Raw genomic sequence first — 24633 nt, 5'->3', positions numbered from 1 at the left:
TTTGCGGCGGTTGAAGGCACTGCTATATGCGGCCCATGAGCACAACATCTTCGAAGACGCCCCTTTCGCATATCCGCAACTTCTCGATCGTGGCCCACATCGACCACGGCAAGTCGACGCTTGCTGACCGGCTGATCCAGTCCACCGGTGGCCTCGCCGAGCGCGAGATGTCCGAGCAGGTGCTCGACAGCATGGATATCGAGCGTGAGCGCGGCATCACCATCAAGGCCCAGACGGTGCGCCTGCACTACAAGGCCAATGATGGCGAAACCTACGTGCTGAACCTGATCGACACCCCCGGCCACGTCGACTTCGCCTACGAAGTCTCGCGCTCGCTGTCGGCCTGCGAAGGCTCGCTGCTTGTCGTCGACGCGTCGCAGGGCGTGGAAGCCCAGACGCTCGCCAACGTCTACCAGGCGATCGACAACAACCACGAACTCGTCACCGTGCTCAACAAGATCGACCTGCCGGCGGCCGAACCGGACCGCATCAAGGAGCAGATCGAGGAAGTGATCGGCATCGACGCGTCCGACGCCGTGCTGATCTCGGCCAAGACCGGCCTCGGTATTCCCGACGTGCTCGAAGCCATCGTCACCAAGCTGCCGGCGCCGAAGAGCGACGGCGGCGATGCGGCGCCCTTGAAGGCGCTGCTCGTCGACAGCTGGTACGACACCTATCTCGGCGTCATGGTTCTCGTGCGCATCATCGACGGCACGCTCAAGAAGGGCATGACCATCCGCATGATGGGCACCGACGCCAAGTACACGATCGAACGTGTCGGCGTGCTGACCCCGAAGATGGTGGCGATGGATGCGCTCGGCCCCGGCGAGATCGGTTTCATCACCGCCTCGATCAAGGAAGTGGCCGACACCCGCGTCGGCGATACCATCACCGAGGACAAGCGCCCGACCGCAACCGCGCTGCCGGGCTTCAAGCCGGCACAGCCGGTGGTCTTCTGCGGCCTGTTCCCGGTCGATGCTGCCGACTTCGAGGACCTGCGCTCGGCGATGGGCAAGCTGCGCCTCAACGACGCCTCGTTCTCGTTCGAGATGGAATCCTCGGCAGCACTCGGCTTCGGCTTCCGTTGCGGCTTCCTCGGTCTGCTGCACCTCGAAATCATCCAGGAGCGTCTCGAGCGCGAGTTCGACCTCGACCTGATCGCGACGGCCCCGTCGGTCGTCTACAAGCTGTTCATGACGGACGGCTCGGAACGCGAGTTGCACAACCCGGCCGATATGCCCGACGTCGTCAAGATCGCAGAAATCCACGAGCCGTGGATCCGCGCGACGATCCTGACGCCCGACGACTATCTCGGCGGCATCCTCAAACTCTGTCAGGACCGCCGCGGCATCCAGATTGAGCTGACCTATGTCGGCACCCGCGCGATGCTGACCTACGACCTGCCGCTCAACGAAGTCGTGTTCGATTTCTACGACCGCCTGAAGTCGATCTCCAAGGGTTATGCCTCGTTCGACTACCAGATCACCGAGCACAAGGAAGGCAACCTTGTGAAGATGTCGATCCTCGTCAACGGCGAGCCGGTCGATGCGCTGTCGATGATGGTGCACCGGATGGCAGCCGAAAAGCGCGGCCGTGAAATGTGCGAAAAGCTCAAGGAGCTGATCCCGAAGCACATGTTCAAGATCCCGATCCAGGCGGCCATCGGCGGCAACGTGATTGCCCGCGAAACCATCTCGGCGCTGCGCAAGGACGTGACCGCCAAGTGCTACGGCGGCGACGCCACCCGCAAGCGCAAGCTGCTCGAAAAGCAGAAGGCCGGCAAGAAGCGCATGCGCCAGTTCGGCAAGGTGGAGATTCCGCAGGAAGCCTTCATCGCCGCCCTCAAGATGGGCGACGAGTAAGCGGCAGCGCCGCATGTTTCAACGTTTGAAAGGGCGGCCCTCGGGTCGCCCTTTTTGGTTTGTGAAGGTGAGGCGATGCTGGAGCCGCAGGATTATGCGCGCAGGTCTAGTTTCCTGGAGCGAACTACTCCGTTCTTTTGACCCAAGGCGACTCACAGTGGCGTCCCACCCCACCTACTCCGGCAGCTTCTTCGGCAGCCAGAGCCAGGCCATGATGCCCAATGCGAGCAGCGACAGTGCGCCGACGCCGGCCGCGATGTGAAGACCGGTGAGGAAGGCGTCCTTGGCCTGCAGCACCGTTTCAGAAGCAAGGCCCGGCTGATCGAGGGTTTCGTTCAGCGTGCCGGCCACGCCGGGGCCGAGCAGCCGGAAGCTGAGTGCCGCCAGTGAACCCAGAAGCGTGATACCGAGCGCATTTCCGAGTTCGTTGCTGGTCTCGGCGATCGAGCCCGCGGCACCGGCGCGTTCGGCAGGCACCGCCGACACGGCGATCTCGGCGACGAGGCTGAAGGAGAGGCCGTAGCCGATGCCCGCAACCACAGTCGAGGCGATGAGCGCTGCCACGCCCGCCTCGGTGCTCGTGAGGAGCAGCAGAAAGAGGCCGGCTGCGATCAGGAAATGCGTCGCAACAAGCGCCGTCTTGCGGCCGACCACATCGACGATGCGCGCTGTCCCGACACAAGTCGCCATCAGCACGACGGCGCCGGGCAAGGTCAAAAGTGCTGCGGTAAAAACATCGAAGCCGAGGACCGATTGCAGATAGATGCCCGAGAGGTAACCGACGGCGGACCAGACGACCAGCGGCAGGAGGCCGGTGAGAATGGCGATGGAAAAGATGCGGTCCCGGAACAGGCCGAGGTCGAGCAGCGGATAGGCGATCCGCGTTTGCCTGCGAATAAACAACGCGATGGCGAGGACGCCGACGATCCCGGCAAGCGTCTGCAGCGGCGTGAAGCCGTAGGCGGCCGCGGTCTTCAGCGAATAGGTGGTGAGCAGGATACCGGCAAAGGACAGGACAAGGCTTGGCAGGTCAATGCGGCCATAAGTCGTGGAGCGCACCTCGCGAAGCAGAATGGGTGCGGCGACCAGGAAGCCGAGCACGACGGGAACGTTGATCAGGAACACCACGCCCCACTCGAGCCGCTGCAACAGGATGCCGCCGATAACCGGACCGATGGCGAAGCCGGCTGCAAAGGTGGCGGCGAAGATGCCGATCGCCTGCGCCCGCAGTCGCGGATCCGGAAACAGCGCGCTGACGATTGCCAGCCCCGAGGGCAGCAATGTCGCGCCGCCGAGCCCCATCAGCGCCCGGGAAGCAATCAACGCCATGGGCGACTGCGCATAGGCCGCACCGAGCGATCCTGCACCGAAGATCACCGCGCCGATCATGATCAGCTTCAACCGCCCGTAGCGATCGCCGATATTGCCGAAGGCAATCAGCAGCGAACCGACGACGAAACCGTAGATATCGAGGATCCAGAGCGCCTGGTCGGCGGTGGGCAAGAGAGCCGAAGTCACGCGCGGCATGGCGAGATAGAGGATGGAGCCATCCATGGCCACGACGAGGACCAGCGGCAGCACGGCGATGAGGCCGAGCCATGCGCTTCGGCCTTGGGAGTGAGGGAGTGAGACGTCAGTCATTGGGCACGAATCCTTTGCAAACGGCATGCGTCGGCATGCCGCTTCGCCGCCGCCCGTCAGGCAGGCGGATGGTTGCGGTTGGGAGATATCTTCTATATACTTCAGGTAAGTTACTTTTGGTATATAGTGATGTCAAGCACCATGGAAAGAGACACGGTCACCGCCAAACGCGTTCGCCTCACCCGCGAGCAACGGCTACGCCAACTGCTGGACGTCGCCTGGAGGCTCGTTCGCGAGGAAGGGACCGATGTGCTGACGCTGCCGCGCCTGGCCGAGGAAGCGGCCGTCGCCAAGCCGGTCGTCTATGATCATTTCGGAACACGCAACGGACTGCTCGCCGCGCTCTACCAGGATTTTGATGTGCGCCAGACGGTGGTGATGGACGCTGCCATTGCCGCGAGCGACCCAACGCTGGAAGCGACAGTCAGGACGATTGCCGCCTCCTATGTCGACTGCGTGCTCACGCAGGGTCGCGAGATGCCCGGCGTGCTGGCGGCCCTCGCCGGTTCGCCCGAGCTTGCGGCCGTCAAACGGGACTATCAGCTGGTCTATATCGAAAAGTGCCGAAAGGTGCTGGGCCCGTTCATCGGGCAGAGGGGCATCGCACAGGCCGGTTTCTGGGCAATGCTCGGTGCAGCCGATGGCTTGTCCCACGCTGCAGCGACGAGCGAAATCACCGCCGACGAGGCTCAGGACGAGCTTTACGAGACGATCATTGCCATGGTGAACAGAAGCAGCCGTTAGAGCGGCACGCTTTCAAGAGGTGCCCTTTGCGAGCGTCGGCGCTCTTTTATCGCCGACGCCTCTCGCCAAGGCGTGGCGCCGATCTCCTCAAGACCGATCCAGCCTATGATGTCAGCTGCCTCCTGGACTGAACTTCAGGCCCGGGGATGAAGACCGGGAGGGTGGCGCTGCCAGAGCGGCAGTGCTCGCCTCATCCGTCCTCAAGCACGTACCGCTTCGAAATGCGATCCACCAACTGCCCGTCCTTCAGCGGCACTGCCTTGTCGACCTTGTAGTCGACGAAACCCATCTTGCCGTAATAGGTGAGCCCGCTGACATTGTCCGCACGGATGGTGGCGTTGAGGGCTTTCAGGCCGATCGAGCGGGCGAAGTCGCAGGTGGCCTTAAAGAGCGCCGTGCCGGCGCCGGGCACCTTGTTGTCGGGGCGCGAGAACGTGCCGATGTCGGCCCAATCCTTGGGTATTCCGTCCCAGCGGTCCAGCGCCTGGAAGGCGCAAGGCTCACCCGCCTCGTCCTCGGCGACGAAACAACTGACGAAGCCCGGGCCGGCGAGATAGTGCGCCACGAAGCTCTCAGGCGTGAACGGCGTCTGATGGGCGGTGGTGCCGCCGATCGCGATGATTTCGTTGAGGAAAGCGCACAACGCAGGCGCATCTTCTGGCCGCGCCGGGCGCACGTGGATCGTCTTCATCTCAATCGTCATCAAAAATCGTCCTTCTCCAATCGTCTTACGTCGACGCGCGGCGGAGCGGCCGCGCCGGGTTGCCGGCGACCACGGCGCCGGCCGCCACGTCCTTCGTCACCACCGAGCCCGCACCGACGATCGCGCCATCCCCGATCGTGACACCGCCGAGAATGATCGCGCCGCCGCCGATCCAGACATCGGCACCGATCGTCACCGGCTTGGCGACTTCGAGGCCTTGGCCGCGAAGCACGGCGTCCCTGTGGTGCTCGGCGCAATAGATCTGCACGTTCGGCCCCAGCATCGTCCCCGCCCCGATCGCCACGCGGCCGCTGTCGAGGATTGTGCAGCCGGCATTGAGATAGACGCGGGCGCCAACGTGGATGTTGATGCCGTAGGAGCAATGGAACGGCGCCTCGATGAAGACGTCGTCAGCGACCGCACCGAACAGCACCCGCAGCGCCGACGCCATGTTTCCACGCTCGATCGGCGCCATGGTGTTGTGCTGATGGACAGCAACGCGCGCCGTCATCCGAAGCGCCTCGAGTTCGTCGACGAGGCAGGAGTACCATTCTCCGGCTGCCATCTTGTCGCGTTCGCTGGCTGTCACGCTTTTGCTTTCGCTTCCGCGGCTTCGCGCCGTGCCAGGCTTTCCGGCGGCCACATCGTCTTCATGTCGTAATAAATCTCGAAAGCCGGTGCGCCGCCCTCGAGCGACAGCCAAGCAACCTTGGAGCGGGTGAAGATATGCGCATCCGGCGGGAAGTCCGACGGGCGGTCAAGGCTTGCGATCCGGACGAAGGAAAGCCAGCCGCGCCGGCCGTAGTCGCTCCAGAGGGCCGTCTGGCATTCGGCACAGCGGTAGACATCATGCGGACGGCCGCTGTCCGTCGGAAGCGTCACGACGACCGGCTCGCCCTCAATGAGTTCGATATTGTCGCGCTCGATCACGCCGTTGACGACGAAGGCGCTACCGACCTGGCGCTGGCAATCGCTGCAATGGCAGCAGTTGACGAACATCGGCGCCGCCTTCAGCCGATAGCGGATCCTGCCGCAGAAGCAGCCGCCGTTTAGTGCCTCGCTCATCCGGTAACCTCCTCCAACGCCGGTTCCTCATTCACCGCGCCGCCCTGCTGGCGAACGATCGTCGCGACCCAGGCGCGAGCAAGAGACAGGCCCGCGGCATCCGCCTGGCGGCCGTGGCGCGCGGCGTGTTCGCGATAGCGCGCAAGCCAGGTCGGATCGAGCCGCTTGATGGTGTCCGGGAAAGCGCGGTTCCAGTCTTCGACGAGGTGTGTGTCGGCCTCGAAGTGGAATTGGGTGCCGTAGGCGGCGCGGCCGACGCGGAAGGCCTGATGTCGGGTGACGGCGTTTTCGGCGAGATGGACAGCCCCCTCGGGCAGCGTGAAAGTGTCTCCGTGCCACTGGAAGATCGGGAAGCTCTCACCGACGCTGGAAAGGACCGGGTCCTCGGCGCCTTCGCCGCGCACCTGCACGTCGCACCAACCGAACTCCTTGGCCTCGCCCAGCAGGTTCCGGCCCCCATAGGCGCGGGCGAGAAGCTGGCTGCCGAGGCAGATGCCGAGCACGGAACGGCCGCTGTCACCGAAGCGGCGCATCAGCGCGGCAAGATCAGGCAGATAGGGATAGGCGGCATCGTCGAGCGCGCTCTGCTCGCCGCCAAGCACCACCAGTGCGTCGTATCCTTCCGGTGTTTCAGGAACGGCCTCGCCGAGATAGGCGCGGCGGATCTCGATCTCGGCCTTTGCCTCGCGAAGCGCCGTGCCGACCTGGCCGAGCTCGGTCTTCGCCATGTTTTCAACCACCAGCACCCGCATCATCGCATTCCCTTCGCATCGACCGTGGAGATTGACCACGAGCGCGGCCACTGTTCAAGAGGTCACATAGCGATGCGATGATGCGGACGGGTTCATGCGGGCCTTGACTTCGTGAGCGAACTTTCCGACCCTTGGGGCATGATGATGCCGACGATTTCTTCTCATTGCTGCTTCCGGGTGTGCCCGATCGCAGGAACCTGACCCCAGCCCGGACGCTTGCGCTCTCCGGGTCAGGGGAGCCTTTCGCGTCGGCAGAAGAAATTTCCGAGCGCGGCTGAACGAGCGCCTAATCTCCAGAAAACCTATTCGATTGCGCCCTGTCGTGCGCTTCGATTGAACGTGTCAGGTCCCATCATGGCGGCAACCCGCAAGAAACTTCCCCCGATCATCATCAATGCCGAAGACCACAAGCGGCTGACGGCGCTCGCCTCCTCCGCGCTCGAGCGCGTGCCTGATGTGGCCGAGGCACTGCTCTTTGAACTCGACCGCGCCCGGGTCGGCGCGCCCGACGCGCTGCCCGCCGACAGCGTGCAGATGGGCTCCACCGTCGCCTTCGAGGCGGACAATGGTTTTGCCAAGCAGGTGACGCTCGTCTATCCCGGCGAGGCCGATATCGAGGCCGGCCGCATCTCTGTGCTGACCCCTGTCGGCGCGGCGCTGATCGGGCTCTCCGTCGGCCAGTCGATCGACTGGCAGGACCGGTCGGGCAAGGTCCACCGGATGACCATTCGCAGCGTGACGGCGAAGGAAAGCGCCTGAGAGGTCGCGACGGCGAAAGCCTCACCAGCTGCAAGACGAAAACGGGGAGGCCGGTTTTCACCGCCTCCCCGTTTTTCTAAGCGTCGTTCGTTCGATCAGAACTGCTTGCCGAGCTTGGCGTCGACAGACTGGCTGTTGGCGCCGCGGATGGCGAAGAAGAACAGGATCGCTGCCCAGAGGATCGACTTCTCTGCGCCGAAGAGGCCCTCACCCTGCACGATGCCATGGAAGTAGACGGTGACGAGCAGAACGATCATGCCGGCAAAGGCGGCCGGGCGCGTCAACAAACCGATCGCGATCAAAATGCCGCCGAAGAATTCGGTCGCGGCGAGCAGCGGCGACCAGAAGACACCGGGATAGAAGCCGAGGCCCTCGACCATGCCAATCGCGCCGAAGGGATTGGTGATCTTGCCAAAACCGTGAACCGCAAGCAGAGCGCCGGCGAGCACACGCAACAGCGTTTCGGCGGATGTATTGAGCGGCAGATAGATCTTTTCCAGCGCCGGCAGGATGGCGCGCGGGCGGGAACTGGAAACGGTGACGTCGGTCATTAAGGGGCTTCTCCGGCGGTTGGGTGCGACAATTTGTGCAATGCCGCATTGTCTCGCCGCGACGACCGCGCAAAGCAAGCTATCCGCCGATAAAAACATGACTAAATTGGTTGACAATCGTGTGAGCGCAGCGTGAGTATGAGCCCCGGAACGCAGTTGTTTCCAACTGAGGCGACCGCTATGGTCGCCGCCCGAAGCACATCCGAGACACCCGATGGACCAGAAGCCGCGCATCACCATCCTTTACTGCACCCAGTGCAACTGGCTGCTTCGCGCCGGCTGGATGGCGCAGGAACTGCTGCAGACGTTCGGGCAGTCGCTCGGCGAAGTGGCGCTCATTCCCGGCACCGGCGGCAATTTCGAGATCCGCGTCGATGACGCGCTCATCTGGGAGCGCAAGCGGGACGGCGGTTTCCCCGGGCCGAAGGAACTGAAGCAGCGCATCCGCGACATCATCGAGCCGGAGCGCGATCTCGGTCATACGGACAGGAGCTGATCCTGGATTTCGGAATTCTTGCCGGCGTCTTTTCCGCGGCCTTCCTGTCGGCGACGTTGCTTTTCGGCATGTCGGAAGCTGCGATCGTGGCCGCCGCCCTGCACGGCGAAACGAGCCGCCCTGCCCTCTTCATCGCCGCGACATCAGGCAACGTGCTCGGCGCCGTCGTCAATTTTGCGCTCGGGCGTTTTCTGATCCGCTTCGAGGGGCGCCGGTGGTTTCCGGTTTCGCCCACCAATCGGCAAAAGGCAGAGGCGCTCTTTGCCCGCTACGGCCAGCCGGTGCTGCTTCTTTCCTGGCTGCCGGTCATCGGCGACCCACTGACGCTGGTCGCCGGATTGCTGCGCATGAAGCTGCCGCTGTTCCTGCTGTTCGTCACCATCGGCAAGGCCGCACGTTATGCGGTCGTCCTTTACCTGACGCCATAACAGCCCCGCACAACTCAGCTGTGCGCGAAGATATCCGTCTCGTCCCAGCCAAGCAGGTCAAGCTTGGAGCGCGTCGGCAGGAAGGCGAAGCAGGCTTCGGCATGCTCGATGCGACCATCGCGGATGAGGCGCGCCGTCAGCTTGTCGCGCAGCGCATGCAGGTGCAGCACGTCGGAGGCGGCATATTCGAGCTGCGCCTGCGACAGGGTCTCTGCTGCCCAGTCGGACGACTGCTGCTGCTTGGAAATGTCGACGTCGAGCATTTCCTTGAGGTTGTCCTTGAGGCCGTGGCGATCGGTGTAAGTGCGGGTCAGCCGCGAGGCGATCTTGGTGCAGAAGACCGGCGTCGTCGTCACCCCGAAGGTATGGAAGAGGACGGCGATATCGAAGCGGCCGAAATGGAAGATCTTCTGGCGGGCCGGATCGGCAAGCATGGCGACGAGGTTCGGCGCTTGCTTCTGGCCGGCTGCGATGCGGATCACGTCGGCCGTACCGTCGCCCGGAGACAGCTGCACCACGCAAAGGCGATCGCGGCGGGGGATGAGGCCGAGCGTTTCCGTGTCGATCGCGATTGCGCCTCGATAACGATCGGCGTCGGCTGCGGAGATATCGCCTTCATGGAACCGTATTGCATTCGCCATCGAAAATCCCCAGATCAAACGAAGTGGTGTGGCCTATAGCGCAAGTTTGGCGTCGGCGATACCGTTGTCACGTTCCGCCCGCCGGCTGCCCTTTGAAAGTCCTGACGATGACGTCTTTTCAACCCGCCCTCGCTCTCTCCACGCTCGCGCTGGCGATCGGGCTGACGGCCATGCCGGCACCGGCGCAGACCTATCGGGACCTGCCGGGCGTGCGCCAGATGGATCCGTTGAACGGTGGTGGCGACCAAACCGTATGCGAGCAGACCTTTGTCGACCGAAACTATCCGTTCGAATCGTCGGCCCGCGGCGGTCCCATCTACGACACGATCTACAACTGCCGCCGTGGCGACGGGCCTGTCTTCCAGGGCAGCGACCTGCCGCCTTCGCTCTATCGGCAGAAGCGTGGTCTCGGCTACTAAGCAAAAACACGACAAGCAATCCTCGTGCGAAGACAGCATCGGGACCGCCACGCCGCTTGGCAAGCGGCGGAACTGTTCCTAGCCTCACGGCCAGAGCATGGGCGTCCTCCGTCTCAGCGCCGCGCAAAGGTCACGGTAGCGCTTTGAGGTGCTGCATGTTTTTATCCTTCGATCGACCCGATCAAAGGAAACCTGCAGTGGGAAGAACCATGCCCGACAACCGGCCGCTTGCCATCAGTGCACCCGCACCACGCACGCTCGATCTCATCTTCACACCGGAAACCCTCAAGGACCTGCATCGCCGCTACCGCATCGTCGAAGCGGACCCGGAGGATATCGCCGGCCTTGGCGACGACGTGCTCGGCAACGCCCACTACATCATCGGCCAGCCCCCGCTCGACCACGCCACCCTCAGGCGCATGAGCCAGCTGAAGGCGATCCTCAACGTCGAAAGCAACCTGATCAACAACATGCCCTATGAGGTGCTGTTCGAGCGCGGCATCCATGTGGTGACCACCGGGCAGGTCTTTGCCGAGCCGGTGGCGGAACTCGGCCTCGCCATGGCGCTCAACATCGCCCGCGGCGTCGTCGACGCCGACCTTGCCTTCCGTGAAGGCCGCGAACTCTGGGGTGGCGACGGCAACCGTTCGGCGCGCCTGCTTTCCGGCTCCGAGATCGGCATCATCGGCTTCGGCGATCTCGGCAAGGCCCTGAACCGCGTGCTCTCCGGCTTCCGGGCGAAAATCCGCGTCTTCGACCCCTGGATGCCGGCCTCGATCCTGCGGGACAATGGCGTTGAACCGGTTTCGCTCGAGACCGTGCTGGGCGAAAGCGACTTCGTCTTCCTCGTTGCTTCCGTTACCAGCGAGAACGAAGGCTTCCTTGGCGAGAAGGCGTTTGCCCGCATGCGTCCGGGTGCCGCCTTCATTCTCCTCAGTCGCGCCGGCGTCGTCGATTTCGAGGCGCTGATGGCCGCGGTCGCAAGCGGCCATATCGTGGCGGCGAGCGACGTCTTTCCGGAGGAGCCCCTGCCGCTCGACCATCCCGTTCGCCGCATGTCGGGCTTCCTGCGTTCGGCGCACCGCGCCGGCGCGCTCGACAGCGCCTTCAAGAAAATGGGCGACATGGTGCTCGAAGACATGGACCTGATGGATCGCGGCCTGCCACCGATGCGCTGCAAGCGTGCCGAGCGCGAAACCGTCGCGCGCATGCGCTCGAAGCCGGTAACGGTGAACTGAGACATTTTTCGCTGCGGATCTCGGCGGGATCGTGCATCCCGCCGATTAACGTGTTTTATGGGATTCGCATTTAACTTTTCTTGCACATGCGACCAACCTTGCACGTTAAGGTCGTCGCCGAGGCATCGTTACGGGATCAGAGAAACGCGATGGTAGACACGGCGCCCGGCGCTCGACAAGGCAAAGCACGCGATGGCTGGAACAGTTCGCTGCGATCGCTGTTCAGCCTCGTCATGGTCGCCATGCTGATCGTCGTTTCCGCGACGCTTGTCGGGCTCGACTACCATCGCTCGCGCAACGCTGCGATCGCTGATGCCGAGGCCAACATGCGCGGCTTCATGAACCGCCTTGTCGACCGGCTGGGCGTGCTCTCGGGCGATACTTCCGCCCTCGTCAATCTCGTCTCCTCCGTCGCCAATTCCTTCCTCGTGCCCCCGCCTGAGCGCATGAACGACAAGGTGGCGGTGCTTCGTGAAGGCATCACCCGCTCGCCGCACATCGATGGGGTCTATGTCGGCTACCCCAACGGCGCCTTCTTTCAGGTCGTCGACCTCAAGCAGGTTGCCTGGCGCATGGCGCTCGACGCGCCCCGTGGCGCCGCCATTGCGGTGCGCTCGATGGAAAGGGACTCAAACGGCAAGCCGCTCCAGCGCGTTCTCTTCGTCGACAAGGACGGCACGCAATTCTCCGAACGGCGGCTACCGCCATCGAGCTTCGACCCGCGCACGCGACCCTGGTATCGCGCGGCCGTCAACGGCAAGGCCGCGGTCTCGACTGGACCCTATGAAAGCGCCACCACCGAAACACTGGGCATGACCATCTCGCAGGCGCATCGCGGCAATCCGCAGATCGTCATCGGCGCCGATGTCGTGCTCGATACGATCACCGACTTCCTCGCCCGCGAACGGCTGACTGCTGGTTCGGTGTCCTTCATCCTCGATGCCGTCGGCCGGCCGATCATCCATTCCGACCGGGTGATGATGCGACGCATCATGGCGGCCAAGGACAAGGACGCCCCGATCGTGCAGGCCGACAGCGACCCGCTGATCCAGAGCATCCGCCAACATCCGCCAGCGCCCGGGAAGGCCGACTTCGTCCAGGTCGGGGACCGCACCTATCTCGTCATGGTAACGCCGCTCGAATCCGCGCTGCTTCTCTCCGGCAACCGCGCCGTGGTGGCCGCACCGCTCGACGAATTAATGGCGGACGCCAACAAGACGCTCGTTCAGGGGCTGGCGATTTCCGGGGCCGTGGTAGCCTTGGCGGTACTCGCCTCGCTGGTGCTGGCACATCTGATTACCAAGGGGCTCAACCAGCTGACCGCCAGCGCCAACCGGCTGCAGGACCTCGACTTCACCACCCCGATCGATGTTTCCTCGCATGTCAGCGAAATCTCAACCCTCGGCGGCGCCATGAACCGGGCCCGCGATGCAATCTTCACCTTTGCGCTCTATGTGCCGAAGGAACTGGTGCGCAAGGGCATCGAATCCGGCCATTTCAGCGGCCGCTCCGCCTGGCGTCAGGAAGTCACCGCGCTCTTCACCGACATCTACGATTTCACCACGCTCAGCGAACGGCATTCGCCCGAGGAGGTGGTGGCGATGCTGTCGGAGTATTTCGATATCTTCAGCGAGACGGTCGGCGAGCACGACGGCACGATCATCCAGTTCCTCGGCGATTCGGTCTTTGCCATGTGGAACGCCCCGGCACCGGACGACAAACACGCCGAGAATGCCTGTCGGTGCGCGCTCGCGGTCCAGCAGCGCCTCAGCATCTTCAACGAAGCACAGCGCAAGAAAGGACTGCCGGAGTTCCGCACACGCTTCGGCATTCACACCGGCACCGCCGTCGTCGGCAATGTCGGCGCGAAGGAGCGGCTGCAATACACCGCCATGGGCGACACGGTGAACGTCGCCTCGCGCCTCGAGGGCATGAACAAGAACTACGGCACGATGATCATGGCGAGCGGCGCGGTCGTTGCCCATACGGGTGGCACGATCCACTTCCGGCCGCTCGGCACAGCGCAGGCCAAGGGCCGAGCCTCGGCCCTGGAGATTTACGAAGTGCTGGGCGCGGAGCCGAAAGAGCCGGAAGCCCTCGATGACGGCCCGAAGACACACGACAACTTGTCGGCCGGCTCCGAAAGCCGCGAATAGACGTCAGGAGCCGAGGCGGCGGTTCTGCCGGGTGACCCAGCGAATGCCGCCGACCACGGCGAAGGCGAGCAGTGGCCAGACGGCCCAGAAGACGCCGCGCCAGGTCAAGAGATTGATGGTGAGAAGCACCAATCCCGAGAGCACCAGTATGCCGATGCTGCGGTCCACCCACGGGTTGGTCTTGATCCAGGCAAGGCCGGCAAGGATGGCGAGGCCAAGCAGCGGCCAGACGGACCAGAAGGTTCCGTTCCAGGTCAACAGGTTGAGAGCGACCAAGCCAGCGGCAACGATGTAGAGAACCGGGAGCGATCCGCTCCTGATTGCCGCAATCACGCCCACCGGCTCCGGACGCGGCTTGGCCGCCTCGGCAGCGGCTGCTTCAGCACGGCGGCCGAAGGTCTCTGCGGCAAAGGTCGGACGGGGATCGTCCGCGCCGATGCGCACAGCATAGCTCGGCACACCGCCATCGATGTTCTTGACCTCAAGAGGCCCCAGAAAATCGAAACCGACGGCGACCTTGTTGCGCACCTGGTCGTACACGGTATTGGAGATGACGATGCCGCCAGCCGGCGCGGACGCCTGCAGCCTGGCTGCAACATTGACGCCGTCGCCGTAGAGATCGTCGCCCTCGGCGATCACGTCGCCGAGATTGATGCCGATGCGAAACAGCATCTGCTCGTCGGCCGCGCATTTCTCGTTGCAGCCGGCGAGTTCGTTCTGCACGTCGATCGCGGTGCGCAGCGCTTCCACGACGCTCGGAAACTCGGCGATCAGTCCATCACCCCAGGTGTTGACGACACGGCCCTCATGCGCCTCGATGAGCCTTCCCATGGCATCGCGATGGCGCTTCAACGTGGCGAGCGTGCCCTCCTCGTCGGCGCGCATCAGCCGCGTGTAGTCCTGGACGTCCGCGGAGAATATGGTCGTCAGCTTGCGACGTGTCTCAGACATCGCTTCGTCCTTCTCAAAGCCGCCGCCCCGGCGGACGATAACATGGGACCGCCCTCACGCGGAAAGCCTGCCCTTCATAGCCGATAGAATATCAATGCTGCCGGCCCAAGCTTCAAGGCGCACCACGCGAAAATATCCTGAGCATGCAACCATCCTGGTCGAAGAGCGAGGCTCGGAAGGCAGGAAATCGCCACGGAATCCGGACAAACGCCAGAAACGAAAAAACCCCGGCGAACCGGGGTTTTTCAAAACCAAATCAAAGATTTGGTTTAGGAATTTGGTGCCCAGAAGAGGACTGGGTATCCCTACCCCCTTCTTATTGATATTACACGATTATTTCGCCCACCGTTGATGCCGTGTGTAGCACTCTTGTGGGGCCCATCTCAAGCCCCCTCTCTCCTCCTAATCCGTCCGAGGTCGGTAGTGGCGAACCAAGACAACGTGCGGGAACGCCAGAACCCTTTCCACGCCACGCTCGCCCAGTGCTTTCGGAGCCTCAACGATCTTGCAGAGGCGCCCCATGTCGAACGACCGTATGACCAATGCTTCGATGTCGTTGCCGAGGTAGGTGATTGGATCGTCGAGCCGGTCGAACACATCCGGGAACCTTCTGGAGAAATACCCGTAGACGGTGTCGTACTGGACAGGAACACCTAAGGATTGGAAGCTGTTGAACTTTCGGGGCGACACAGGTTGGACCCGCTGCGGGGGCCTTACAATCTTCTTCCGCATTTTCACCCCAGGCGTCCTGCATTAGCACCAGCCGCGCCATTCGAGGTGCGGTCTATCCAGTCTGATGCACTCAGCCCGGTGGCCGTCCATGTGCGAAATGTTTGATAGCGCCAGCGCTTCCCGAGGTTGATACCGAGGAACATACTGCCGCGCGAGACCTCCAATTCGAAGCCGCCGATCTTGATGAGCATTGCGTGTCTCCCTGTTCGCAAATCACTTGGGGTCCATATCCCCAAGACCGCACCTACCCACCAGACGCTTCAGCGTCAATTCCAAATTGATGAATAATTTCAAGTATTTAATCCGATAAAGCAACTACTCCACTGGGGGGAATATTGTCTCCTTCGGCTCAAGCAGCAGAAGTGCCGAATGTTCAGGCAGTTACGAGCAGCGGAAAGTTCGTGCGGGCCCACAAAATTGGTCCGGTGGAACGAATTTGGGACCGCAAAAATACTTTTGACGGTTCGCGTCCCTCAGAGAGAAACCCTCTTCGCGGTTGAATACGCACCAACGCCCCCATCGGAACAAGCCAGACTGGGTCATGCCCCCAGTCTTCGAGCGGCAAGTATGGACCTGCTGCATGATCTCGTTCAGCGGTCCCTTCGTCCGAGCTCACGGATAGTTCGCTCCTCGGACGGCGATAGGTAGCCGAGCTTCCCTCCTCGGGTCATTGAGAGGACCCGACGAACGTCAGCGAGGAGGATTCACCGTGCGAACGTCGTGGGCACTATTAGACAAAAGACACCGATGCAGTCGCAAAGGGGCAAAACAAACTGATCCGAGCCGTATGAAGATCATGGCCCTCGTCGCTTAACTGGAAGCCCAACCGCGATTGCTCTTGACGATCTCTGGCTCGCGGTCAGCCTACTATGCAGACTGGTTAAGTCTGTTTCCTTATCACCGAAATCTCTGTACTACTGGAGCGGGCATCCCCCGAAACATTCATGGCCGCAGTTCAAAGCTTCGCCATAAGCCGTTCGTGTAATCCGCGACGGACGGGCCGCCGAGGGTCAACCTCGGTTCGAATGTTTGGAGGATTTTCAATGAGAAAATGCAGTTCTCATAAACCTGCCCTCGTTCGTTACTTCCCCCTCGTGGTCTTTTGGATCGTAAGGGCGTGGGACCTCTACCGGCTCTATGAAAAGGTAGAGGCGCTGGTCGAAGTGATTATCGGGTAACGAGGGTTTCGAGGGGGTGCCCACCATCGCCAGTTCTGCCGACAGACACCATTGTCGCTGGTGAACTCCTGACCTGAACCGCATCAGGATACGGGCGATATTTCTGGACCCGAACCGACCGGGTTTCACTCTCGACGCAATCGAGGTCAGCCCAAGTCTTCAACGCCCGGTCTCTCTGGAAGACGGGAATGTGTCCGTCCCTGTCGAGGGCCTTGCGGATGACGTGGACCCTGACGCTCGGGTCATGCCCAAGGTCAACGAGCTTCCGGCACAACGGGGAGATTGGTCCTCGGGTGGTGCTGCGGTTTCGACGGGAAGTAAGATCGACCGTGAGGCCGCTTTCGATATGACGGGCTGCAAACGAGCCGATCAGTTCAATGGTGTGTATGGCGGGGATGACCGCAGGGATCAATGCAGGATACCTTTCCTGTGATGGTGATGTGTTGACGATGAAGGGGGCGCACCGCGTCCAGCCGCCGCACTGAGACCGACAATCTTTCTGATGCGGTGGAGGCGATTTGCGAGCGCTGAGGGTCTTACTGGGGATCAGCACCGGAGACGAACCAGAGTGCGCCTATGGTCGCTACCGGATGCACTGCCCGAGCCTGTCACAGATCGCCCTGGGTGAAGCCGACAGCGTATCTCCGGGGGACCTCGGGCGGACTACTGGTCAGGAGGGGATCGCTGATCCTCCTCATTACGGATCAGACCTCGGGTCTCAGCGATGGAATGCACTCGCGTGGATGCCACGGAGGATCACCTGCGAGAGAGAAGCTCAGGACAGCCCAAGGCAATGACGGAGGTGCGGACTGTGGTTCACTGCGGTGAGGCTCTGGTCATGGGAAGGAGTGATGATGACACCCTCCTCCTCTCAGGGAGCTATGGTCAGGAACCTCAGTCCCTCTGGGTGGATACCTAAGTTATAACTATAGATGAACCTCCGACCCACCTACTGTTGTCCCTATTGCCCGGAGCGCTGTCGTCGGGCTTCCTGTCGCTCCTCGAAGTCGGCCCCGTCGATCTCGGCAAGCTCCATCCGGTCGGCATCAGGCGGCATGTTTGACCGAGCGATGCGCTTGGCACGGCATAATCGTTTCGAACGAAAGACCGACTGTCGGCCTCCACTCAGGGTCTCGTCCCCGTCGAAGTATGTCACTGCGAAGTAGCGGACTGGTCGGTGTTGGGAGCCGCTGATTAGCTTATTCATGAGTTCTCCAATGAATAAGGCCCCGGAGATGATCCGAGGCCCCTGTGCTGCTTGACTTTAGTATAGACCGCTGGACTGCCATGGAGGCATGTCTTGGATCATCGCATTGAGCGCCATGACCACGGGGACCATGTTGCCGAACGGGAGGATGCGCGGGATTGCCCGAGCTTCTTCCTGAGACCATTCGCCGTCCCTGAAGAGACCAGCGACTGCTCGGCCAGCCTGAACGATGTCATCGAGTCCGCCCGTAGTCGGGTTGCCGAAGAACATGTTGGAGACCTGACCGGTCGTTCGGGTGTGCGAGAACGCCGCATCGAAGCCCCCGGCGTACAGGGACGTATCGACCAGCATTGGGACGATGGAGGAGACACCAGCACGAGCGAAGGACGCTGCGCCGATCTTCTGCCAGGACAGTCGATCCTCGGCCCACTTATCGTCACGGCCAATGGATTGAACCTTGGTCTGAGCGACGTAGGCAGCACCGGCCATCGCCATCGTTCCGACTGCCGCGCCCAGAGCGGGAGCGTCACGGAAGTGCAGCGACTTGAGGGTCTGCCGGGTGTAGGCCCCGACCATGAACGACCGGAACTGCATGAGCAGCTTGGCCGCAGGGGACGACATCCACGGGATCATGTTCCCAATGTCGTTCCTCTGGATGATCTGCCGGGTCAGCCGGTCGGTGGCACTGAGGAAAGCCTCGCGAGCTTCCTTGTCAGTCCAGTTCCCGAAGTGAGCCCGAAGCACCTTGTTCCCCGAGATGAGGCCCTTGGTGGTTTCGAAGTTCGCCGGATTGCTGAACATCTTCATGACGCGCTGGGTCATCGCCGGGTCGAGCCCGAGATCAGCCAGTCGCGCTTCGGACATTCCCTTGCCGCCCTTAGCCGCCATATCAGCGAACTTCTGGACGACCGAGGCTGCGGTCCATCGTTCCAGCATGATCGTGGCCTGACGCATCCCCGAGATTTCGGAGGTGACGTTGTTCAGGCTGTTCAAGCTGCGGTCTACCTTGTCCCGCCACCGGCCAGCGCCTTGTTCGGCAACCCCGGTGATTTCGTCGATCTGGTAGTTGTTCCGATGCAGAAGCCTTTCGGTTCCTACGCCGACCCAAGTTTCGAGATCGTTCGCGAGGCCAGACTTTAGTATAGTCTCGCCGTTCTGGCCCATCATGCGCCGAACTGCTGGGACCTGCGACATCGCTGCTTTAAAGCCAAGCGTCCCTACTGTTGCCCCGATTTCAGAAATCTGAGCAAAGCCGACTTGGTTCATGATCCGCGAGAAGTTCATCTTGCGAATTGCTCTGGACCACCAGCCAAAGTCCGTATTCTCGCCCTGATGCACAGGACGACCGCGGATTGAACTGTAGGCCATGTCGAGGTTCTCGATGTCCTTGTCCACGGCGGGTTTGGTGGTCTTTCCCTCGGCGATCAGCTCAGCGCCACGGCGACGGACGAGCTGCTTGTAGTGGTCGAACTCGGCATCGCTCTTGAAGCCGTTGACCAGCAATTCGCCAGTCTTCGGGTCCTTGACGCGATAGCGAGACAGGGCAATCGCACCCGACATGTGCCGAGCGTAGCCAAGGAAGTTCGCCGATGCATCGCGATGGATGAGATCGAGAACGCCGAGACCCTCTTCATCGAGAGTGCCGTCCTTGCGCATGACCGTGGGGAGACGGAAGGTCTCATCGAGCAGGAGCCTGTGCTTGGCCCGGGCATCGCTTCCGCCGTCGCTGGTCTTCTTGAACCGGTGTAGAACAGCGTCAGCATCGGCACGAGAGAGCCCACCGTCGAGCGTCAGGACTTCCATGAGCGCTTCCATGTCGTCGCCACCCATTGCCCTCACAGCGGCATCGTCGAGTCCGTGGGCACGGTTCGTGATGGCCCGGGTGAAGCCCTTGGACAGGCTGCGGATCATGCTCTCTTCCATGTCGGCGTTGGCCTTACGGATCGAGCCAGCGATCAGGTCCTCGACGGTTCCCTTGACGTATTCGTCGCTGATCATGACGAGACGGTCGTTGTCCCACTTACGCATCATGTAATGCGGGTTGGCCGACCACCGCTCGAAGCCAGAGACGCTATCGCCGGTCATTCCCTCACGGATGAAGGGGTTCTGAGCCGTCTCGCCGATCTCCCTGTAGAGAGCCGCCTGATGGTTCCCCAGCTTGACCACGGCTGCGTCGTAGCGTTCCGAGCGCCCGGGGCGTCGATCCACCACATAGTCGTAGACCTGGCTGTTGAAATCCCGCTCAGCGCGAGCGCGGTCCAAGAAGCCCTTCGAGTTCCGCGACAGGTAGTCATCCAGCGCAGGACGGTAGGTCTTCATGTAGCCGGTCGCCCAGACCTTCCACATGCGATCCTGCTCTTCGGAGGCAGCAACGCCGTTGATCGCGCCGCCTTTCTTGCCGACGCCATCGTTGACCAGCCCCGCGCCCATACGGGTCAGGGTGTTCGGGGACTTGTCCATCTGGGCATAGAGATCGACACGAGCGCCGAGGAAGGCAGACTTCGCGATCTCGTCGTCGCCTACGAACTCCAGAGCTTCATCGTTCAGGAACTTCTGCTGCTCCGGTGCCCGAGCTGCACCAGTGGATCCAGCCATGTTCATGCCCGAGAGTTCACCATCGGCGTGACGACGGGCCTGATCTGCAACCTGCTGGAAGCGGACAGCCTCTGTCAGGGTCGCAGGGTTGCGCGAGAGCGCTCCGACGACACCACCCACGCCCAGACCGAAGACCGAGCTGTAGAGCATGTCCGTGCCATCCTGATGCGGGTTGACGGACCAACCAACGGCACCTGCGGCAGCGCCACCGGCACCACCAGCGATAGCTGCGTTCAGGATGCGGTACATCCGCTCGGCTCGCTTAGCGCCGACGAACTGCGGTGCCACCGAAGCGGCCAGAGCGTCAGCCCCGAGTTCGACCGGATCAGCCATGGCAACAGCCATTCGGAGAGCCCTGCCGGTGAAGCCAGCCTCGTTCAGCATCCGAACATCACTGAGGTCCTTCTTGGCCGCCTCGAGGATCGACTGGTAGTTCTCCTCGGAGTGCGCCTGAGTGAGCCACGGGCCGTAGGTCTTGGCATCGCCACCCATTGCCTTGATGTCAGCGTCCACGCGATCCGTGCTGAGCTGGAAGGCGGGGCTGCGGTCGGTTTCGGGAGGAGACTGGAAGAGCCATGCGGTCGTGCTTTCGGTGTTCCAAGCGGCCTTCGCCAACTCGCCGACGCTGTGTTCCTCGCGGTCCTCGGGCGGGAAGTTGTTCCGGTTCGTGAGATCGAACGGGATGGCACCACCGGCAAGGGGATTGTCTCGCGGTTCGTACCGAGGTGTTTGAGCCTCAGTCGTGGTGCCGAGATCGCTGCGCTCGACGGAGCGGTTCATCTGGTTCTGCGCCAGCCATTCCTCGGGGCGACCGACGATGTCACCAAGGAGGGCCGTTGCCTTTGCCCGGTGGCCATCCATCTGGGTCTCGACCTTATCCCGAACCGTGCCAGCAGCGCCGCCGTTGTTCGCGTCAGAGCGATTGTAGAGGCCCGGGCGACCGGCGTTGATTGTCGAGTACATGTCGAGGAGACCCATACCCGGCTTGAAGCCACGGTCGCGGAGGTATCGACCGGAGGCCTTCACGGCTTCCTCGACCGACATTCCCTCGTAGTAGCCGTAATCCTTGCGCTGCGTTTCGCCCATCTGGATCAGGCCAATGTGCTGGCCATGCTGCGTTGTCGGGCCTTTCTTCCAGACGTCGAAGGTGCCGCCGGTCTCGTAGGACATGACCGTGGCGAGGTCGTAAGGGTTCGCACCCAGTTCTTTTGCCTCTGCCACGATGGCTGCTGCGAGGGCTTGGTTCATGAGTTCTCCTAAATGAAAAAAGGCCCCGGAGATTATCCGAGGCCGTGAGCCGTAGAGGGAGTGATGAGGTTGTCGCTCGATAGATCGAGTGGGCTGAGACGCTAAATCGAAACGAAATTGCTCCTGTTGTCCCTATTCGACCGCTTCATGTCACGGCAGCGGCCTCCTGAGCGTGTTCGCCGGTTTTGAATGGCCTACTGCCCCATAACTTCGTCGTCATTGGAATGCGCCTACCGCAGCAGACTACTGCCCTTCGCTATGGTTGGACCGTGGCCTCCGGGCCTCCGTCGCTAAGCGCTCGATAGACGCTTGCCTTGCTGAGACCCACCTTTTCCATGATCTCGCGGATCATCAGCCCGTCGGCTCTCATCCGTCGAATGTAAGCCACGACATCGGGTGTCGCTTGGGGTTTCCTGCCAAACTTCGTCCCGTCTGCTTTGGCCTTGGCGATGCCGTCCATTTGGCGCTCGGCCCGGATCGCGGTCTCGAACTCCGCGAGGACACCAAGCATCTGGAGCATTGCCCGACCTGCGGGATTGCTCGTGTCGATACTCTGATCAAGTACCCTCAGTTCGACGCCCTTGCTCTGTAACTCCTTCACGATGGAGAGGAGATCGGCGGCGGAACGAGCCAGACGGTCAATCTTGGAGATAACGAAGGTGTCCCCTTTGCGAGCAAACCGGAGAGCTTGTTTGAGGACCGGGCGATTAGCATCCACACCGGAACGCTTCTCTTCGAAGATGTGGTCAGGCTGGACGCCTATTGCCAGCATCTTGTCCCTCTGGACTTCGAGGCTCTGCCCCACGGAGGAGACGCGGATGTACGCAATGAGTGTCATGTCTCAAAACCTCTAAGACGTTTCGCCTCGTGACTTGTGAGACATGAAATGAGACACGTCAAGAGACATTCTCACAAGGTATACATTTTGAGACTGCATAGATGTTCAACGAAAGCCATCTCAATCGCGCGGCGAGGCCGTGCTACCCTACAAGCCACTGAATGAGATCGAGCAGTCGATTTCCCAACAACCTCAACCCGTCCCCCATTGCCTGTTCAGCGCCCTTTTGAACGGTCTTGGAGGCTCCGTCAGTGGCTGCTTTCTGAAGTTTCTTCAGAAGTCCCGGCTCAACCAGTGGGGCTCGCAGCATTAGGAGGGCGGTCTCCAACAGAGCGATCAACTGCGCTCGGTCGAGGTCCGTCAGGGCGGCTTGCTCTTCCGGTAGATTTGACGACTTCACAAGCAGGGCAACTTCGTCAAGGAGTTCTGAAATCTCGGCAATGATGGCTTTCGCACGTGACTGTGGTCGGACGTATACCCACTGCTCCGCCCACACCGGCACCGGTTCAGGAGGATGGCGATCCATTATCGTGTCCAACTCAAAGATGCGGTCGTCTTCTTCCGATTTGTGGTCAGCGCCGCCGAACTCACTTTCAATACGTCGCAAGTAAGACTTCACTCGATCCAGCGAGGCGATCATCACGTTTGCTTGGAGGGTGCCATCAAGGTTCTTCAGCTTGTTGGCGATCGTGTTGCTGATTCCAATACTGCCAAGAACTCCAGCGGAATCCAGATCATATATGACGCTGACACCGTCGGTGATGAACGATATTGGCATCCGCTTGGTATACAAGTTCGCCCCCCGGAGACGGCTAAGGCTGCGGTCAACCGCATCAAGCATCTCGTGTATCTCTTCCAGGGTGAACCCGTGATCCATGCTGTACACCTAAAGGTTGACGATGTGATTTCTATTTCGGAAAGCGCTAATCAGCAAGATCAGGCTGGCGGTGTCGACGAAGGGGGGGCTCGGGGGGACGCGCCGATTGCCCCTAATCTGATGGGTGGCTCAGAAATTTCTACCAAACATTCTGGAGTAGAAACACGAGAACCACCGTGGTAGTCGTGGGATGCTGCCAGAGGTTCAGACGAGACGCTTCGTCCCTCCAATTCTTTACCCCGTGTTTAGACAGAATCAGATAACGCGGCCTTCAAATAAACGGATTGAAGGCGGAAGCCATTTGAAATGAGCAAGGGATACGATCCGAGGGCTGTGGCCAATCTGATGCTTGATGAGGCTGATCGGCTACACATCAACATTACGAACCTTGCGCTTCAGAAACTCCTGTACTTCGCTCACGGGATTTACCTTATCCAGACCAAAACGCCGTTGGTTTCAGGGTATTTCGAGGCGTGGCAATACGGACCCGTGCATCCAGCCGCCTACCGCTCTTTCAAGGAAGCTGGCTCTGATCCTATACGCTTTCGCGCCACTGGACAGGACCCATTGACGGGTAAGCCGAGAGAGTTGGTTCCGCCTGATGATGCCCGTCTCACTGGATTGGTTCAGCAGGTTCTGAACTCCTACGGGCGGATGCCATCGGGCCGCCTCGTTGACCTTTCCCACGCCAAAGACTCGCCATGGGCGCATGTGGTGAACAAATCACGTACAGAAGTTGCATTCGGGCTACGGATCCCGGATAATGTGATTGTTGAGCGATTCCGATTCCATAAGGTGTCGGTAGGCTCACAACCGTTATCTGGAGAGCCACATGACGACACCCCTTTTGCCTGACACTGACTTGGCCCGCATCGCGCCGCTCTCAGACGAGCTAAAGCGTTCGGCCCTGAGGCAAATGAAAGGTGGATTCTCTACATTCTCCTACAAACACGTCAGAGCTTGCTTTGGAGACGTCTTCAATCTCCAGATTGGGATGTTTGCCCCAGTGCAACCGACGCCGTGGGAGAAGATTTACGAGCGTTTGGTGAGGTCATGCAAAGCGGGCGACGAGCTTAAGAACAATTTGCAGATCGCGAAGGCGCTCCACGACTATGCGACCCTATCGAATATCGCAGGAAGGCAGCATGAGTTCTTTCCCATGGCGATGGGTATCGGTCGCAAAATCTCGCTCTGGCTTCCTATGGTGCTGGCCATTGAGGAAAAGCCACATGCAATTTTCATTGACCCTCGGCGGACTAAAGGACTGACAGAGCAAGGACGACGGTTCGCTTTTTCCATGATGCATGAACGTATCCGCGCCGCCGACGAGGACTTCGCAGATATCAATCTCGGCATCATCCGATTTTCCGATAACGACGACGGTAGCCGCGAAGCGAAGCTCTACACCGACGAAGGTATCGAACTGTACTCGCTGGGTGAAATGGAGGTCATGGTGGCCTCGACTTACCGCATTTGGCAGGAAATTGTCGAAGAACGGGAAGCGGAGACCCGGCGCAAACGGACTGGAACCAGCGGCGGTCTCTTGTGAACG

At 61.3% G+C, this 24633-nt stretch carries 23 protein-coding genes; 10 read left to right on the top strand and 13 right to left on the bottom strand.

The features are described 5' to 3' along the window. The first annotated feature begins 35 nt into the window (after positions 1–35). Positions 36–1862 carry a translation elongation factor 4 gene (gene lepA / locus IB279_RS00915; protein ID WP_370689543.1) on the top strand — a complete coding sequence of 609 codons (1827 nt, stop codon included), beginning with the start codon at positions 36–38 and terminating at the stop codon, positions 1860–1862. A gap of 174 nt (positions 1863–2036) precedes the next feature. On the opposite strand, the gene IB279_RS00910 is transcribed toward lepA, so the two are convergent. After that, positions 2037–3503: an MFS transporter gene (locus IB279_RS00910; protein WP_113186882.1), complete on the bottom strand. Its 1467-nt coding sequence runs from the start codon at positions 3501–3503 to the stop codon at positions 2037–2039. A gap of 129 nt (positions 3504–3632) precedes the next feature. On the opposite strand from IB279_RS00910, the gene IB279_RS00905 reads away from it, so the two are divergent. Beyond that, on the top strand, positions 3633–4247 hold the full coding sequence (locus IB279_RS00905; protein WP_113186883.1) for a TetR/AcrR family transcriptional regulator: 615 nt from the start codon (positions 3633–3635) through the stop codon (positions 4245–4247). A gap of 190 nt (positions 4248–4437) precedes the next feature. On the opposite strand, the gene IB279_RS00900 is transcribed toward IB279_RS00905, so the two are convergent. Genes IB279_RS00900 through IB279_RS00885 form a run of 4 tightly spaced genes read right to left on the bottom strand, consistent with a single transcriptional unit; the run spans position 4438 to position 6767 of the window. Next, entirely contained in the window at positions 4438–4950 is a 513-nt protein-coding gene (locus tag IB279_RS00900; protein ID WP_234852614.1) for a GNAT family N-acetyltransferase, read from the bottom strand. A gap of 25 nt (positions 4951–4975) precedes the next feature. Next, entirely contained in the window at positions 4976–5539 is a 564-nt protein-coding gene (locus IB279_RS00895) for a sugar O-acetyltransferase (RefSeq protein ID WP_113186943.1), read from the bottom strand. Beyond that, a complete protein-coding gene (locus tag IB279_RS00890) occupies positions 5536–6015 on the bottom strand; it encodes a GFA family protein (protein WP_029742408.1) in 480 nt (159 codons plus the stop codon). The genes IB279_RS00895 and IB279_RS00890 overlap by 4 nt, the downstream gene beginning before the upstream one ends. Next, entirely contained in the window at positions 6012–6767 is a 756-nt protein-coding gene (locus IB279_RS00885; RefSeq protein WP_113186944.1) for a type 1 glutamine amidotransferase, read from the bottom strand. Before IB279_RS00885 ends, IB279_RS00890 begins: the two co-directional genes overlap by 4 nt. Positions 6768–7121: 354 nt before the next feature. Between IB279_RS00885 and rnk the strand changes: the two genes are divergently transcribed. Continuing rightward, on the top strand, positions 7122–7526 hold the full coding sequence (gene rnk, locus IB279_RS00880; RefSeq protein ID WP_029742406.1) for a nucleoside diphosphate kinase regulator: 405 nt from the start codon (positions 7122–7124) through the stop codon (positions 7524–7526). Positions 7527–7621: 95 nt separating this feature from the next. Here rnk and IB279_RS00875 read toward each other — a convergent pair whose 3' ends face one another. Then, on the bottom strand, positions 7622–8077 hold the full coding sequence (locus IB279_RS00875; RefSeq protein WP_029742404.1) for a DoxX family protein: 456 nt from the start codon (positions 8075–8077) through the stop codon (positions 7622–7624). A gap of 214 nt (positions 8078–8291) precedes the next feature. Between IB279_RS00875 and IB279_RS00870 the strand changes: the two genes are divergently transcribed. Both IB279_RS00870 and IB279_RS00865 read left to right on the top strand, forming a co-directional pair. Beyond that, complete coding sequence (locus IB279_RS00870; protein WP_029742402.1) at positions 8292–8573, top strand: SelT/SelW/SelH family protein; 282 nt, start codon at positions 8292–8294, stop codon at positions 8571–8573. 83 nt (positions 8574–8656) lie between these two features. Beyond that, complete coding sequence (locus IB279_RS00865; RefSeq protein ID WP_082566375.1) at positions 8657–9001, top strand: YqaA family protein; 345 nt, start codon at positions 8657–8659, stop codon at positions 8999–9001. A 14-nt stretch (positions 9002–9015) separates the two neighbouring features. Here IB279_RS00865 and IB279_RS00860 read toward each other — a convergent pair whose 3' ends face one another. Further along, a complete protein-coding gene (locus tag IB279_RS00860) occupies positions 9016–9642 on the bottom strand; it encodes a ribonuclease D (protein ID WP_029742400.1) in 627 nt (208 codons plus the stop codon). A 107-nt stretch (positions 9643–9749) separates the two neighbouring features. Between IB279_RS00860 and IB279_RS00855 the strand changes: the two genes are divergently transcribed. The 3 genes from IB279_RS00855 to IB279_RS00845 all read left to right on the top strand — a co-directional run bounded on the left by IB279_RS00855 (position 9750) and on the right by IB279_RS00845 (position 13455). Continuing rightward, on the top strand, positions 9750–10061 hold the full coding sequence (locus IB279_RS00855; protein ID WP_029742399.1) for a hypothetical protein: 312 nt from the start codon (positions 9750–9752) through the stop codon (positions 10059–10061). A 209-nt stretch (positions 10062–10270) separates the two neighbouring features. Next, positions 10271–11299, top strand: a complete 1029-nt coding sequence (locus IB279_RS00850; RefSeq protein WP_192339151.1) for a hydroxyacid dehydrogenase — start codon at positions 10271–10273, stop codon at positions 11297–11299. 149 nt (positions 11300–11448) lie between these two features. Next, complete coding sequence (locus tag IB279_RS00845) at positions 11449–13455, top strand: adenylate/guanylate cyclase domain-containing protein (protein WP_083523744.1); 2007 nt, start codon at positions 11449–11451, stop codon at positions 13453–13455. 3 nt (positions 13456–13458) lie between these two features. On the opposite strand, the gene IB279_RS00840 is transcribed toward IB279_RS00845, so the two are convergent. The 6 genes from IB279_RS00840 to IB279_RS00815 form a co-directional block, all read right to left on the bottom strand. Continuing rightward, entirely contained in the window at positions 13459–14406 is a 948-nt protein-coding gene (locus IB279_RS00840) for an adenylate/guanylate cyclase domain-containing protein (RefSeq protein ID WP_029742396.1), read from the bottom strand. Between the two features lie 402 nt (positions 14407–14808). Then, positions 14809–15138, bottom strand: coding sequence for a hypothetical protein (locus tag IB279_RS00835; RefSeq protein WP_192338938.1), 330 nt, complete (start codon positions 15136–15138; stop codon positions 14809–14811). Positions 15139–15140: 2 nt separating this feature from the next. Beyond that, complete coding sequence (locus IB279_RS00830; RefSeq protein ID WP_192338936.1) at positions 15141–15329, bottom strand: hypothetical protein; 189 nt, start codon at positions 15327–15329, stop codon at positions 15141–15143. Positions 15330–17580: 2251 nt separating this feature from the next. Further along, positions 17581–21366, bottom strand: a complete 3786-nt coding sequence (locus IB279_RS00825) for a hypothetical protein (RefSeq protein WP_192338934.1) — start codon at positions 21364–21366, stop codon at positions 17581–17583. Between the two features lie 256 nt (positions 21367–21622). Further along, complete coding sequence (locus tag IB279_RS00820) at positions 21623–22204, bottom strand: recombinase family protein (protein ID WP_192338932.1); 582 nt, start codon at positions 22202–22204, stop codon at positions 21623–21625. Between the two features lie 142 nt (positions 22205–22346). Further along, on the bottom strand, positions 22347–23081 hold the full coding sequence (locus IB279_RS00815; protein ID WP_246801835.1) for a hypothetical protein: 735 nt from the start codon (positions 23079–23081) through the stop codon (positions 22347–22349). 306 nt (positions 23082–23387) lie between these two features. Here IB279_RS00815 and IB279_RS00810 point away from each other — a divergent pair, with 306 nt between their 5' ends. After that, a complete protein-coding gene (locus tag IB279_RS00810) occupies positions 23388–23936 on the top strand; it encodes a Panacea domain-containing protein (protein WP_192338930.1) in 549 nt (182 codons plus the stop codon). Further along, complete coding sequence (locus tag IB279_RS00805) at positions 23914–24630, top strand: hypothetical protein (protein WP_192338928.1); 717 nt, start codon at positions 23914–23916, stop codon at positions 24628–24630. The genes IB279_RS00810 and IB279_RS00805 overlap by 23 nt, the downstream gene beginning before the upstream one ends. Positions 24631–24633: the final 3 nt, after the last annotated feature.

The organism is Ensifer sp. ENS06, assembly GCF_014852205.1.
GTDB lineage: Bacteria > Pseudomonadota > Alphaproteobacteria > Rhizobiales > Rhizobiaceae > Ensifer > Ensifer adhaerens.
This window is presented reverse-complemented; position numbering and strand designations above follow the sequence as displayed.

Coding starts and splice junctions, on each gene's coding strand:
- lepA (WP_370689543.1), top strand. CDS start 36: ATGAGCACAACATCTTCGAAGACGCCCCTTTCGCATATCCGCAACTTC.
- IB279_RS00910 (WP_113186882.1), bottom strand. CDS start 3,503: ATGACTGACGTCTCACTCCCTCACTCCCAAGGCCGAAGCGCATGGCTC.
- IB279_RS00905 (WP_113186883.1), top strand. CDS start 3,633: ATGTCAAGCACCATGGAAAGAGACACGGTCACCGCCAAACGCGTTCGC.
- IB279_RS00900 (WP_234852614.1), bottom strand. CDS start 4,950: ATGACGATTGAGATGAAGACGATCCACGTGCGCCCGGCGCGGCCAGAA.
- IB279_RS00890 (WP_029742408.1), bottom strand. CDS start 6,015: ATGAGCGAGGCACTAAACGGCGGCTGCTTCTGCGGCAGGATCCGCTAT.
- IB279_RS00885 (WP_113186944.1), bottom strand. CDS start 6,767: ATGCGGGTGCTGGTGGTTGAAAACATGGCGAAGACCGAGCTCGGCCAG.
- rnk (WP_029742406.1), top strand. CDS start 7,122: ATGGCGGCAACCCGCAAGAAACTTCCCCCGATCATCATCAATGCCGAA.
- IB279_RS00875 (WP_029742404.1), bottom strand. CDS start 8,077: ATGACCGACGTCACCGTTTCCAGTTCCCGCCCGCGCGCCATCCTGCCG.
- IB279_RS00870 (WP_029742402.1), top strand. CDS start 8,292: ATGGACCAGAAGCCGCGCATCACCATCCTTTACTGCACCCAGTGCAAC.
- IB279_RS00860 (WP_029742400.1), bottom strand. CDS start 9,642: ATGGCGAATGCAATACGGTTCCATGAAGGCGATATCTCCGCAGCCGAC.
- IB279_RS00855 (WP_029742399.1), top strand. CDS start 9,750: ATGACGTCTTTTCAACCCGCCCTCGCTCTCTCCACGCTCGCGCTGGCG.
- IB279_RS00850 (WP_192339151.1), top strand. CDS start 10,271: ATGCCCGACAACCGGCCGCTTGCCATCAGTGCACCCGCACCACGCACG.
- IB279_RS00845 (WP_083523744.1), top strand. CDS start 11,449: ATGGTAGACACGGCGCCCGGCGCTCGACAAGGCAAAGCACGCGATGGC.
- IB279_RS00840 (WP_029742396.1), bottom strand. CDS start 14,406: ATGTCTGAGACACGTCGCAAGCTGACGACCATATTCTCCGCGGACGTC.
- IB279_RS00835 (WP_192338938.1), bottom strand. CDS start 15,138: ATGCGGAAGAAGATTGTAAGGCCCCCGCAGCGGGTCCAACCTGTGTCG.
- IB279_RS00830 (WP_192338936.1), bottom strand. CDS start 15,329: ATGCTCATCAAGATCGGCGGCTTCGAATTGGAGGTCTCGCGCGGCAGT.
- IB279_RS00825 (WP_192338934.1), bottom strand. CDS start 21,366: ATGAACCAAGCCCTCGCAGCAGCCATCGTGGCAGAGGCAAAAGAACTG.
- IB279_RS00820 (WP_192338932.1), bottom strand. CDS start 22,204: ATGACACTCATTGCGTACATCCGCGTCTCCTCCGTGGGGCAGAGCCTC.
- IB279_RS00815 (WP_246801835.1), bottom strand. CDS start 23,081: ATGGATCACGGGTTCACCCTGGAAGAGATACACGAGATGCTTGATGCG.
- IB279_RS00810 (WP_192338930.1), top strand. CDS start 23,388: ATGAGCAAGGGATACGATCCGAGGGCTGTGGCCAATCTGATGCTTGAT.
- IB279_RS00805 (WP_192338928.1), top strand. CDS start 23,914: ATGACGACACCCCTTTTGCCTGACACTGACTTGGCCCGCATCGCGCCG.